Origin of the sequence: uncultured Campylobacter sp. (genome assembly GCF_937949835.1) — a bacterium.
Lineage (GTDB): Bacteria > Campylobacterota > Campylobacteria > Campylobacterales > Campylobacteraceae > Campylobacter_B.
Genome location: NZ_CALEDC010000104.1, coordinates 1 through 12,830, shown reverse-complemented (window position 1 = coordinate 12,830; position 12,830 = coordinate 1). Strand labels below are relative to the sequence as shown.

12 protein-coding genes are annotated in these 12,830 nt (G+C 49.4%); 6 read left to right on the top strand and 6 right to left on the bottom strand.

Annotated features, from left to right (window positions below; all coding sequences use genetic code 11):
- The coding region (locus Q0256_RS02305) for a hypothetical protein (RefSeq protein ID WP_297959683.1) at positions 1-204 on the top strand (204 nt) is incomplete at its 5' end.
- On the opposite strand, the gene uvrB is transcribed toward Q0256_RS02305, so the two are convergent.
- Complete coding sequence (uvrB, locus tag Q0256_RS02300) at positions 191-2,209, bottom strand: excinuclease ABC subunit UvrB (protein WP_297959681.1); 2,019 nt, start codon at positions 2,207-2,209, stop codon at positions 191-193. The genes Q0256_RS02305 and uvrB overlap by 14 nt on opposite strands.
- Before the next feature lie 27 nt (positions 2,210-2,236).
- Between uvrB and Q0256_RS02295 the strand changes: the two genes are divergently transcribed.
- Genes Q0256_RS02295 through Q0256_RS02285 form a run of 3 tightly spaced genes read left to right on the top strand, consistent with a single transcriptional unit; the run spans position 2,237 to position 3,194 of the window.
- On the top strand, positions 2,237-2,497 hold the full coding sequence (locus Q0256_RS02295) for a hypothetical protein (RefSeq protein WP_005871316.1): 261 nt from the start codon (positions 2,237-2,239) through the stop codon (positions 2,495-2,497).
- The gene (locus Q0256_RS02290) at positions 2,494-2,730 is read left to right on the top strand and encodes a hypothetical protein (RefSeq protein WP_005871317.1); all 237 of its coding nucleotides are present in this window, start codon (positions 2,494-2,496) and stop codon (positions 2,728-2,730) included. Before Q0256_RS02295 ends, Q0256_RS02290 begins: the two co-directional genes overlap by 4 nt.
- Complete coding sequence (locus Q0256_RS02285; protein ID WP_297943819.1) at positions 2,727-3,194, top strand: hypothetical protein; 468 nt, start codon at positions 2,727-2,729, stop codon at positions 3,192-3,194. The genes Q0256_RS02290 and Q0256_RS02285 overlap by 4 nt, the downstream gene beginning before the upstream one ends.
- Positions 3,195-3,677: 483 nt before the next feature.
- Here the strand turns inward: Q0256_RS02285 and Q0256_RS02280 are convergent, their stop codons facing one another.
- The 5 genes from Q0256_RS02280 to ispF all read right to left on the bottom strand — a co-directional run bounded on the left by Q0256_RS02280 (position 3,678) and on the right by ispF (position 10,281).
- A complete protein-coding gene (locus tag Q0256_RS02280) occupies positions 3,678-4,400 on the bottom strand; it encodes an alpha/beta hydrolase (RefSeq protein ID WP_297959679.1) in 723 nt (240 codons plus the stop codon).
- 599 nt (positions 4,401-4,999) lie between these two features.
- On the bottom strand, positions 5,000-5,536 hold the full coding sequence (locus Q0256_RS02275; protein WP_297959676.1) for a phosphatidylglycerophosphatase A: 537 nt from the start codon (positions 5,534-5,536) through the stop codon (positions 5,000-5,002).
- Positions 5,537-6,282: 746 nt separating this feature from the next.
- Entirely contained in the window at positions 6,283-8,190 is a 1,908-nt protein-coding gene (locus tag Q0256_RS02270) for a hypothetical protein (RefSeq protein WP_297959674.1), read from the bottom strand.
- Positions 8,168-9,031 (bottom strand): response regulator, encoded by an 864-nt coding sequence (locus Q0256_RS02265; RefSeq protein WP_297959672.1) that lies wholly within the window; start codon positions 9,029-9,031, stop codon positions 8,168-8,170. The genes Q0256_RS02270 and Q0256_RS02265 overlap by 23 nt, the downstream gene beginning before the upstream one ends.
- Positions 9,028-10,281 (bottom strand): 2-C-methyl-D-erythritol 2,4-cyclodiphosphate synthase, encoded by a 1,254-nt coding sequence (ispF, locus tag Q0256_RS02260; RefSeq protein ID WP_297959671.1) that lies wholly within the window; start codon positions 10,279-10,281, stop codon positions 9,028-9,030. Before ispF ends, Q0256_RS02265 begins: the two co-directional genes overlap by 4 nt.
- A gap of 217 nt (positions 10,282-10,498) precedes the next feature.
- Here ispF and thiC point away from each other — a divergent pair, with 217 nt between their 5' ends.
- Entirely contained in the window at positions 10,499-11,806 is a 1,308-nt protein-coding gene (gene thiC, locus Q0256_RS02255; RefSeq protein ID WP_297959685.1) for a phosphomethylpyrimidine synthase ThiC, read from the top strand.
- Positions 11,803-12,830: Mrp/NBP35 family ATP-binding protein (locus tag Q0256_RS02250; protein ID WP_297959669.1), on the top strand; the 1,028-nt coding region annotated here is incomplete at its 3' end. The genes thiC and Q0256_RS02250, both read left to right, overlap by 4 nt.

The window sequence follows — 12,830 nt, the reverse complement described above, 5'->3', positions numbered from 1 at the left end:
AATTATTTAAATTTAATGATTAAATTTCAAAACTCGCCGTCTCGCATCACGCCTAAATTTATGCTCTGCCTGACGGTATTCGGCGCGCAAATTTTGCTTTGTGTTATGCGCGCAAATTCCGCGCTCCGCCAGGTGGAATTTAACACGCAAATTTCACGACGAAATTTCACGGCGTTTCGAGTCTCGCGATTTACAGCTTCCTAAGTTTTGCGATCTCATCGCGCAGCGCCGCGGCCTTTTCAAACTCCAGCGCGGCTGCGGCGTCGAGCATCTGTTTGCGAAGCTCCTTTACGATCTTGGCGCGCTCGGCGGCAGGCATCTTCTCTAAATTGGCACCCTTTCTTAAAATTTCGGTGCCATCCTCGATCTTTAGGCTCTCTTCGATATTTCGGCTCGCAGAATGCGGGGTTATGCCGTGGGCGCGGTTGTATTCATCTTGAAATTTACGGCGCTTTTGGGTGATGTCGATCGCCTCTTGCATCGAAGCGGTGATCTTTTTGCAAAACATCACGACCTGCCCGTTCACGTTTCGCGCGGCTCGCCCCATCGTCTGAATGAGGCTGGTGCGCGAGCGCAAAAAGCCCTCCTTATCGGCATCCATGATCGCGATAAGGCTTACTTCGGGCAGATCGAGCCCCTCGCGGAGCAAATTTATACCGATTAGCATATCGTATTCGCCGCTGCGAAGGCCGCGGATGAGCTCGTTGCGCTCGATCGCATCGATGTCTGAGTGCATATATTTGACCTTAAGGCCTAGCTCTAGATAGTATTTGCTCAGCTCCTCCGCCATCTTTTTGGTTAGCACGGTCACTAAGATCCGCTCGCCGCGCGCGATGACCTCCTTTGCCATATCGTGTAAAATTTCGACCTGGTTGTCGCTGTCTTTTAAGATAATCTGCGGATCGAGCAGTCCCGTCGGGCGCAGTATCTGCTCATATACGGCTCCGCGGCTAAGATCCAGCTCGTAATCATTTGGCGTTGCGGAGACGAATAGAAATTTAGCCTTTTTATTGATAAACTCATCAAACATCAGCGGGCGGTTATCAAGTGCGCTAGGCAGGCGAAAGCCGTACTCTACGAGCGTTTCTTTACGGCTGCGATCTCCTGCAAACATCCCGCGAAACTGCGGCAAACTCACGTGGCTTTCATCGACGATGACGAGATAGTCCTTGCCCTTGCTCTCGTAGTAATCAAAGAGCGAATAGGGCGTCTCGCCCGGCTTTTGGCCGGTCAGATAGCGCGCGTAGTTTTCGATCCCCTTGCACATCCCCGTAGCGCCCAGCATCTCAAGATCAAACTCCACTCGCCCTTTCAGCCGCTGCGCCTCGACGAGCTTGCCCGCGTCCTCGAAAAATTTCAGCCTCTGCTCAAGCTCCTCCTCGATCCCTTTGATCGTCGATTTCAGGCGCTGCTCGCCTACAATGAACTGGCTCGTCGGGTAGAGAATAAATTTTTTGACGCTCTGAGTCTTTTTGTTTTCGAGCACGTCCAGATGATACATCGCCTCTATCTCGTCGCCGAAAAACTCAATCCTAAACGCCTCGTCGTTAAAATACGCGGGGTAGATGTCGATCACGTCGCCGTTTACGCGAAAATTCCCGCGATCAAAAAAATCGTCGTTGCGTTTGTAACCCATATCGACGAGCTTGCGAAGTAGAAATTTAGTGCTAAATTTTGATCCGATCTCAAAAAACAGCACCATGCCTTTATATTCGGCGGGATCGCCCAGGCCGTAGTTTGCCGAAACCGACGCCACGGTGATGACATCATCAAAGCTCAGCAAACTCGCAGTAGCGCTTAGCCGCAAGCGCTCGAGCTCTTGGTTTACGTCGCTGTCCTTTTCGATGAAAAGATCCTGCCTGGGGATGTAGGCCTCGGGCTGATAATAATCGTAGTAGCTGATGAAATACTCGACGTGATTTTGCGGGAAAAAGCCCTTAAATTCGCTATAAAGCTGCGCTGCGAGAGATTTGTTATGCGTCATTACGAGCGCTGGAATTCCGAGGCGCTTGATGATATTTGCCATGGTAAAAGTCTTACCCGAGCCGGTAACGCCGAGAAGAGTTTGGTATTTGTTGCCGTTTTGAAAGCCCGCGACGATGCCTTCGATCGCTTTTTCTTGATCCTCGCTCGGAGAGAATTTGCTCTCGATTTTAAAATTTTGCAAAATTTTTCCTTTTTTAAAGCCAAAATTGGGTAATATCTTCATTTAAATTATATCAGAAAAGGCGAAATAATGGAATCAATCTTTGACGAAGAGAAAAAGGTCGAGGGCTTAAGCAATAAAGTAGCTGAGCTGATTAGACGATACACCGAGGCTAGAGACGAAAACGAAAAGCTACGCACAGAGCTAGCGACGGTCAAGGCGCAAAACGAGGCTTTGGGAATGCAGCTTGGCACGCTAGAAAATGATCTGGCGTATCGCAAGATGAGCGATGAGGATCTAAGCAAGCAGATCGACGATATTTTGGCGGGCGACAATTTAGGCGAGAAATGAAAGAAATTTCCGTTCAGCTGACGAGTAAGTCTTTGACGAAAAAATACGCGATAAGCCTGGATGATGACTTTGCAAAGGTCTTCGGTAGGGACTGGCGGATTTTAACTCGCGGCAGCGATCATCTGGATGCGGGCGAACTGCTTGAAGCCTATATCCAAAAAAGCTACGAAAATTTCATGCTTAATAAAAAAATAGATGCCTTGGTAAAGGACATCGACGAAGGAGTAAAATGATGAAAATGAGAAAAGGTGCGGCAGTAGGCGGCGGCGTAAGCGGGATAATATTTTTAGCTATTATAATCTTCGTGATAGTAAAAATAATATATCCTAAATTAAGCGGTGCTAAGGATGAGGTTTTGGTTAAGGCGTATGCAGTCGAGCTTGAAGGCGTATTTAAAGATATACAACGCGACTACTTAAATCAAGGAAATTTTCGCGAGCTAAAGAGCATGACGGGCTCCAGACAGTTTAGCGATAGCGATCTAGAAAAAACCGTCACTTTAAATCAATCCTTTGATTACGGAGTAGGACCGAAACTCAAAAACGATATGATCTTTTGCGCGACGATCACCTTGCGTCAAGATAGTGATGGGTATTTCTTCACGACTGAGAACATTAACCGCAACAGGGAGCGCTGCGAAGCATTTCATAAAGATACGACTTATATGAAGCTAAATGGCTTTAGGATAGGCAAATAATTTTTAAAATTTAATCGCGCGACTGCTATGGATTCGTAAAGCATCCGTGCAGCATGAGCGCGATAGTGCTAGTGAAGTGCGATAAGCCGTACATCGCTCGCACCTCGTGCCAAAAACATGTTAAGATTTCAAGAATTCCATCTTTATAAACATTTTTTCTAAAATTTATGCTTTTAAATCGGCATTTTTGTATTTGTATTGACAGCCTATCAGTTAAATTCTAATCATATTTTAGTTTTTAATTTATATCGGTCGTGATTTATGCCATTGCGGTTAAATTTATGAGATGGGTGCTTTGAAGCTATGCCCCTCGCGTGACAGCGATGAGAGCTGTGGCTGGATCTGCAAAAGCGCCTTATAAAACAAGCGTATTAAGGCAAAATATCAAGATCATCTTAAATTTATGAAATTTGTACCCCGAAAATGCGCGGAATTTTATCGGCGCAGGCTTATACATGAGTTTTAAAAATCTCTCATAGAATTTTATCGCCGATTCTCAACCGCTAATTTGATCCATCTGCGTAAATAATCTAGCTGCTGCGGCGTATGGAACCAATGCTCGCCGTTTTTCATAATGTTTAAGGTGCAGCCAAATTGTTGCGCAAAATTTTTGACGATCTTCAGAGGCGTCATATCGTCGTTTTCTGCGTATAGAATTCTACTGGGCGTTTCCCATTTTGTGATCGGATTATTTAAAACAAAACTCCAATATTCCCAAAAAAGCGGTTGCCTAGCAGGGGTCAAAATCATCCGCTCTTGCTTCAATCGCTCCTCGCTGACGTCAGCTTGGCACATTATATTTGAAATAACGTATTTCATATCAAGTATCGGCGAGATGAAGAGGCAGTCGCTAAGCTTTTCGTCGCGGAAGCTTTGCAGGCCGAGCCATGCCCCTAGGCTAACGGCAAACAGCGCGACCTCGTCCCAGCGCCTCTTTGCATACGATAAAATTTCGCGAAATTCCAAAATAGCGCGCCTCGGATCATAAAAAATAGACTCGCAAGAAGCGGGCTCATGCCGCCTCTGTCCGTGTCCGGGCAAGTCAAAGCTAATTACCTGCCAGCCTTGCTCACAAACGACGGAAGCCAAAAGCTCCGCATCATCTTTGCTTCCGCCTTGCCCGTGAGCGTAGATATAAACCTTTTCCGAGCGGTTCCCCCAAACGGCGGCGGGAATGCCGCGTATCTCAATCGCGCTCTTTTGCATTTTTCGTTCCTTTAAATTTTTTGCGTCGATACCCGCATTTGCGGCAATGCTACAAGAAAAACCATAAATATTGCTGGAATTTAATAGTGCGCCCTGCTAAACTGCCTGCGATTAGCGATAAATTTTAAAATTTATCGCGCGAGCTGCGCCTGCCGCTTTGTTTTAAAATTTAGCCGCACGAAATTTCAGGCGGCATAATTTTGATTCTTGCAGCGCAATTAAAATTCTATATCGTAGAAATTTTGCGCCGCCAGACTGCAAAAATTCTTACTACGAAATTCTGTATCGCAACTGCGCGCACCCAGAAATTTACGTCTTAAAATTTTCACGCCGTAGAATTCTGCAGGCTGAGAAATTTAAAATTTAAGGTCACGCAAATTTTATCGCGACTCGTGCAAAATTTTAAATTTTACATTTGCTTTATTTGCAGGCTACGCGAATAAATACCGCTTAAATTTTAAATTCCAAGCGGGCTCGCGCCTCAGAAGTTAAAATTTGCGCTAATTCATAAGCCCCGCTTAAGATGCGGTTTTTAAAATTTTGGTGCTTGATAGTGCCCGTAATCGCGCTGTGTTCGCTGCGATCTCGCCCAAAAAAGCTTAAAAAATCAACCCCACGGCGCCGAACTTGACCCCTAAAGAGATAACTATCAAAACCCCGAGCCCCGCAAAAAAGCCCGCCAGCACGTCATCCAGCATCACGCCGAGCCCGCCTGGTACGTCGCGATCCACGCGCCCGATGATCGAGGGTTTGCGGATGTCAAACGCTCTGAAAAACAGCAGCGCTAAAATCATCGAAAGGATCGAGATCCTGCTGCTCTCAAAGCCCGCGATCAGCTCTCGCAGCGGCAGCGAAAAGATCTCGCCCACGGGCGCGGCGACGCACATCGCGATCCACACCCCCACGACCTCGTCGATGACGATCTCGCTGTTATCGTGCGAGCAGGTCCGCTTCTCGTAATCGTCCACGATCTTAAGCGAGACGAAAAAGACGAGAGCAGCGCACAAAAACAGCGTTACTTCGCCCGCTAGCATCAAGATTGCAAGCCCCACTATCCAGCCTGCGATGCTGCCCCAGGTGCCGGGCGCAGGTTTTAGCAGCCCCGCGCCAAAAAATGTAACGAAAATTTTATCCATAACTGTCCTTTTAAATTTTGCTTTTTAAAATTTTACCGCTTATTTTAATTAGAGCATCTGCTCACGCGAAATTTTAAATTCGCCTACGCGCAGAATTTTAAATTTCGTTCGTGCATGTAAAATTAATTTGCCCGCCTACACGAAATTAATTCTACTCGCTCGTCACGAAAATTTCGCTCGCTAACGCAGGAATTTTAAAATTCTACTCATTTGCGTAAAAATTTTAAAATTTTGCTCGCTCCATGCGGAAATTTTAAACCCACTCAAGACGCGAAGAGCGTTCTGTGTGTGCAGGCAGCTGTCGCGCCGCACGCCGAGTTTTATGCGCCGCGGCTTACTGCAACCGCCTAGCTTTTTAAATTTAAGCTCACTCTCGGCAGACTTAAAACTCAGATCCGCCGTACTGCTAATTTACACATCCACCGCGCTTTAAAAATTTTAAATCCGCTTCGTCGCACGATTTTATTGCGTCGTTATAAATTTGCTACGTAGCCGCGCCTTTAAGATTTAAAACCTCTTTTATCGCACCATTAATGCTTTAAAAATTTAGCTTCGTTGCGCCACAAAATTTTACGCTAAATCTGCGTCCGCCGCTCTTTATGCTATAAAATTCCGCACAGTCCTTTCTTTCCGCACTATGAAATTTTACTTTATGCCTAGTCGCTGTAAATTCTAATGTCGCGAAATTTTACCCTCCGCCTAGATGCCGCAAATTCCGCGTCATTTTTGCGTTGCGCTCTCGGGCACTACGTCTTTAGCGCGCTGGTTTGATACAGCTGCATAAGCTGCTCGTAAAACTCGCTCTCGCCGTGGCTCTGCAAGATCCCGCTGTTTGGAAAAAGCTCGTCGTAGAGCTTTTGTAGATCCGAAAATCGCGCAGGAAAAAGCTCGCTTAAAATCATCGCCGAGATCTCTTTACGCATAAAAATCGCGGGCGGTAAAATCCCCGCGCGCAGCAGTGCCTTGAGATTTTGAGTGCGGTAATGCACGTGATGATGAGCGCCGTGAGGGCAGTTTTTGGTGCTTACTAGCACCTTACACTTCTCGCAATAGACGTATTCGGGCATCAGCAAAATCTCTATTTCGCCGCGCTTTTGATACTCGTCCAGCACCGAATGCACGCCGCCTCCTTCGAAAAACAGCTCCATATTTGCGTGATTTTGCCCGAAAATTATTTTGTTTATACCTAAATTTTTTGCGATCGCGCATTGCAGGGCGGGCTTATCGTCAAAAATCGCAAGCGAGCCCAGATCGATCATCATGGCGCGTTGCGCAACCAAAAAATTTTGCAGTAAATAGCTTAGCGTTTTTTTGCGTAGTTCGTAGGGCAGGGCATCCGCGCCGCTCGTGCCGGTTAAAAAAATCACCACGAAATCCGCCTTGTCGATCATATGCCTAATCAGCCGCTCATGCACGCGGTGGATCGGATCGGCGCAGGTAAAAAACGCTGAAATTTTAGGTGCGGCAAGCGAGCTTGCGACTTTTTTTATGCGCGCGATTTGCTCTGCAAGCCCATTTTTTAGCAGCGTGATGCGCCCTTGCACTGCAGTTTGCTCTGCGTATGCGTTTTGAAACACCGAGCCTACGATCTCGCTTGCGCTTGGGGCATAAACGTCGCTAACGTCTATGCGCGCGACAAGCTCGCAATAGGCGGGATTTGCAGCGGAATTTTTGATGAAATTTTCGGTGGAATTTGAAATAAAATTTTCCGCCGAATTTGCTACGGATTTTGCATCTGCGCTGCAAACGGGATTGAGTGCGGAATTTTCGGCAAAGCTCCGCGCGGAATTTACCGCAGAATTTTCACTGAAGCTTTTCGCCAAATCCAAAGCGGCGTTTTTCGCAGATTTTACATCTGCGCTACAAGTAAAAGTTTGATCATAGCTCGCAGTAAGGCTTTCTATATGGTATAAGCCCTCGCTTGTGGCGTTTATAGCGCTTTGCGCACTTGCAGTGCGCGCGAAATCCGTGCCGCTTTTCGCAAAGCTCTGCTCATTTTGCGCCGCGGCAGAAACCTCATCCTGCAAGTTGCGTGATTCTTTAGCTAGCAAATACGCGCCGCTACTGCCGCTAAGCGAATTTTTGGCGCATTCGGCTATGCCGTCCTTGCGGAGATAAAGCTCCAAAATATCGCCTTTTTTTGCGCCCGCGCAGGAAAAAACGAAATTTATGCCGCATACGCTTAGCTTGCTTGGGCGCAGTAGCTCGCAGCTCTTGCCGAAAGCGCCGTTTGCGAGCAGACTCAGGACGTTTAGGTCGGAGCGCGAGATCTCTATCTTGCGGATTTGCGTTGCGCTATTATTTGTGCCTTTGCTCTCGCTTCCGGCTTGCTCTGCTTTTAAATTCCTTACCGAGTTTTTAGTTTGCACCTCATCTTTTCTAGCATCGCCAGCCCTTGACGCTTCTAAATTCCGCACCGTTTTTAAATCGCGCTTTGCTTTTGAGTTCTGTGATGCTTTTAAATTTTGCTTCACTTCTAAATTCTGCGCCGCGTCACTCGAAGCTTTTGCGATGTTTAGAGGTTTTGTGCCGCTTGAAATCCCTTCGCTTTCAAGCGGTTTTATTTCGTTTAAATTGCCGGTATCGCGTGAAATTTCTGTCCCGTCTGCGATCCGTACCGAGCGCGCGCGGCTATTTTTTTCTTGCGATGCCATATTTTTTCCTTTTCTCCCAAAGCGATTTTCGAGAAATCCCAAGTGCCGCCGCCAGATCGGAGTCGAAATACTCGTCTTGGTGCGCTACGATCGTGAGCTTTACGTATTCTTCGATGCTTAAAATTTCACTGCGTTCTTTGCTGCTGCCAAGCGTAATTTCGTCGTTAAAGCCCTTTTGCGCGCCGATGGATCCGGCGATTATACGCATGGATTTGGTTTTGCTTAGAAATTTTTCCTTCTGTGCGCCGCTTAGGCTATCAAAATCTGGTGCGTAAAAAATCTCCGCGCCGCGTTCTAGCAGCTCAGGGCTTTGCGCGGATAGAATTTTAAGGCGCGATTTTAGCGCAAGCGCGATCTTAAATACCGCCGCAGCTCGCGCTGCCGCATCGCCGCGCAAAAGAAGCGGGAATTTTATCTGCGCTAAACGCGCGGTCGGTATTTCGCACGAAAGAGAGATCTCTTTAAGCAACGCTTCGTAGGCTTCGTTTTGTGATTTTAGCGAGCGAAACTGCGCGTAATGCTCGATCTTTTTTATGAGCTCCTCTATCATAAAAGGCTTTTGGATATAGTCCGTCGCGCCCGCTTTTACGGGGTTTAGCACCGTTTCGCTATCGACGTAGGCGACCATCAAAATTATGATCGAGCGCCTAAATTTCTCGATCAGCGGATAAAAGCTCGCGCCGCTCCAGCTCGTAGAGAGCAGCACCGCCTCAAACTCCTCCGCAAGGCCCGCCGCGGCCGCCAAGCTCGCCGCGTTAGTACATTCATGCCCCAGCGCGCCCAGCTTGTTTGCGATACTTTGAGCAAGATAGCTTTCGCTCTCGATTATTAAAATTTTCATGCGCCCCGCACCTTTGCTGCGTACTTTTGCCAGTCGTAAAATTTCAAGCTTACCGCAGCCTGCGCGGCGATGCCCTCGCTTCTGCCCGTAAATCCCAGCCCTTCGGTCGTGGTCGCTTTGACATTGATGCGTGCGCAGTTCAAAATTTCGCTCAAAACCTCTTGCATCTGCGCTTTGTAAATGCCGATTTTCGGGCGCTGCGCGATGATCGTAATATCGGCATTTACGAGCTCGTAGCCGTAGCCTCTGACGCGCCGCATTACCTTTCGTAACAGCTCCTTGCTGTCCGCGCCTTTAAGCTTGGCGTCGCTGTCGGGGAAGAGCTCGCCGATATCGCCCAGCATCGTCGCGCCGCAAATAGCGTCGATTAGGGCGTGGATCGCTACGTCGCCGTCGCTGTGTGCGATCAGCGCGAATTCGCACGGGATCGCTACGCCGCCAAGTACGATACCCACGCCTTTTTCAAGCGCATGCACGTCGTAACCCGTACCGCAGAAGATATCGCGCGAGCATGGTTTTAAATTTAGCGCCGCCAGATCGCTTGCGCGCGTGATCTTAAGCGCGCCCGCTTCGCCTTTTATAAACTCCAAGCGCCCGCCCGCGCTGCCGACTGCCGCGCTGTCGTCGGTAAAAATTCCGCTTCCATCAAGCGCCTTTTTAAGCAGCGCCGTGCGCGAAAGCTGCGGCGTTTGGATGAGGCGTAGCTCCTCCCTCTTAACTACGTCCTCGCCGAGGTAGGTCGTGTCGTTTACGCCAAGATATGGGCTGATGCAATCGGCGTCCGCGCTTGCGGCGATGAGCGCGTCTATCGTGCGTGGCGAAATTTGCGCACGCGCCACGTCGCTTACTAGCACGAGTTCGCTCTCTACGAGCTGCAGCGCGTTTTTTAGCGAGCTTTGGCGATTTGCGCCGCCGGAGGCGAAGTGAAATTTTAAATTCGTAGAGCCGCATTCATCTGCGCCGCATTCGATCCCGCCCCGCTTTCTTTGAAATTTATACTCGCTCGTGCCGCACTCCGAGTTTTCGCCGCGCGCCGAGGCCAGGCTGCACGCATAGAGGTGCTCGCAATAGCTCACGTCCTCCTCGTTTACGACGATTACGATTTTTTTAAATGGGTGCGCCCGTGCGATATTTTGCGCAACATATTGCCAAAGCGGCAGCTCGCCCACGCGCAGCCACTGCTTTTTGACGGGGAGCTCAAACCTGCTCGAATCGCCCGCGGCGAGCAAAATCAGCGATATATCTTTCAAATTTTATCCTTGAAATTTTGTTACGAAATTATACGTATTAAAAATGAAAGCAAAATTAATCGCGACTCGCGCGCTGAAATATCTTAAACTTAGGCGTAAATTTACGCGGCGTGGCGGTAAAATTTCATCCTGCGTTACGAAAATAAACGGCAAAAGAAAAGTAAGGATTAATGAAATTTGTTATATCATACGCGCATTTTTAAGAAGCGAGGCGAAAATGACCGAAAGCTGCGTATCGCAGATCTATTTTGCAAAAAAGGGCGAGCTGACGCCGCAGATGAGAGAGGTCGCGCAAAGCGAGCGCATGAACGAGCGGGCCTTGTGCGATCTCATCGCGCAAGGAAGAGCGATCATCCCCGCAAACGTTAATCACAAAAGCTTAAAGCCTATCGGTATCGGGCGCGCGCTGCGGTGCAAGATCAACGCCAACATCGGCTCTTCAGGCACGACGAGTGATATTGAGGGCGAGCTGGAAAAGCTTGAGGTCTGCTTAAAGTACGGCGCCGATACGGTGATGGATCTAAGCACGGGCGGCGATTTGGACGAGATCCGCGCCGCGATAATCGAGCGCTCGCCCGTACCCATAGGCACGGTGCCGATCTATCAGATGATGTATGAGCTGGGCGATATTAAAAATTTAAAAACGAGCGCTATTCTTAGCACGATCGAGAAACAGGCGCGGCAGGGAGTGGATTATTTCACGATCCACGCGGGCTTTAAGCTCGAGTTTATGCCGCTGCTGTCCCGTCGCAAGATGGGTATCGTAAGCAGAGGCGGCTCGCTGATAGCGTCGTGGATGATGAAATTTCATAAGCAAAACCCCTTTTACGAAGCGTTTGATGAAATTTGCGATATCTGCGCCGCCTACGACGTATCGCTATCTCTGGGCGACGGCTTGCGCCCGGGCTGTTTATACGACGCGACCGATAGGGCGCAGCTTAGCGAGCTTGAAATTTTAGGCGAGCTAGCCCTGCGCGCGAATGAAAAAAACGTGCAGGTGATGATCGAGGGTCCTGGGCATATCCCGTTTAACGAGATCGAGCTAAATATGCAGCTAGAGCGCAAGCTCTGCCGCGACGCGCCGTTTTACGTGCTGGGGCCGCTTCCGACCGACATCGGCGCGGGCTATGATCATATCAGCTCGGCTATCGGCGGGACGATGGCGGCGTATTGCGGCGCAAGCATGCTCTGCTACGTAACGCCGAAGGAGCATCTAGGCCTTCCCAATGCAAGCGATGTCAGAGAGGGCATCATCGCGCATAAAATCGCCGCTCACGCCGCGGACGTCGCGCTAGGCAAAACAGGCGCGATAGAGCGCGATCACGCGATGAGCGATGCGAGGTATAGTTTTGATTGGAACAGGCAGTTTGAGCTTAGCTTCGATCCAGATCATGCGCGCGAGCTGCACGACGAGAGCCTGAGCGATGAAATTTATAAAGGCGCGGAGTTTTGCTCAATGTGTGGGCCGAAATTTTGCGCATATAAAATCAGTAGAAATTTAACCGAAAATAAGGAGAAAGAATGAGTAAAGACGAAGTCTTAAATTTGCTTAAAAGCGTGATCTATCCGGGCTTTTCTAAAAGCATCGTGGATTTTGGATTTGTAAAAGAGGTCGAGATCGGCGATAGAATTTTCGTAGGGATCGAAATCCCCAGCGCCAAGCCGGAGATCGCAGCGGAGCTTAGATCGGCGGCGCAAAAGGCGCTAGGGGCGGACGCCGAAATTTTAATCAAACAGCCCAAGATCGCCGAGGAAAAGAGCAACTCTCGCAGCGGCAAAAATATCGCGCCGCAGATCAAGCATTTCGTGATGATTAGCAGCGGCAAAGGCGGCGTAGGCAAGAGCACGACGACGCTAAATTTAGCTATCAGCACGGCAAAGCTCGGCAAGAGAGTAGGGATTTTGGATGCCGATATCTACGGGCCGAATTTGCCGCGAATGCTAGGCGAGGATAAGACGCAAGCAAGCGTCGTGGGGCAGAAGCTAAAGCCGATCTTAAGCCACGGCGTGGAGATGATGAGCATGGGCGTGCTGATGGAGGAGGGCGCGAGCCTCATCTGGCGCGGCTCGATGATAATGAAAGCGATCGAGCAGCTGCTAAAAGACGTGGCGTGGAGCGATCTGGACGTGCTGTTTTTGGATATGCCTCCGGGCACGGGCGATGCGCAGCTTACGCTCGCTCAGAGCGTGCCGGTGACGGCGGGCGTGTGCGTTACGACGCCGCAGACGGTCGCGCTGGACGACAGCGCGCGCGGGCTTGATATGTTCGAAAAGCTCCACATCCCGATCGCAGGCCTTATCGAGAATATGAGCGGCTTCATCTGCCCGGATAACGGCAAGGAGTACGATATCTTCGGTCGCGGCGGCGCGCAAAAGCTGGCGCAGCGATACAATACCGAAGTAATCGGCGAGATCCCGATCGAGATCGCTATCCGCGAGGGCGGCGACAGCGGCAAGCCGGTAAGCTTCTATGCGCCAGATTCTTTAAGCGCGAAGCGCTACGAAGATGCCGCGCGCAAGCTGTGGGAGAAGATCGAGAAGATCGATCG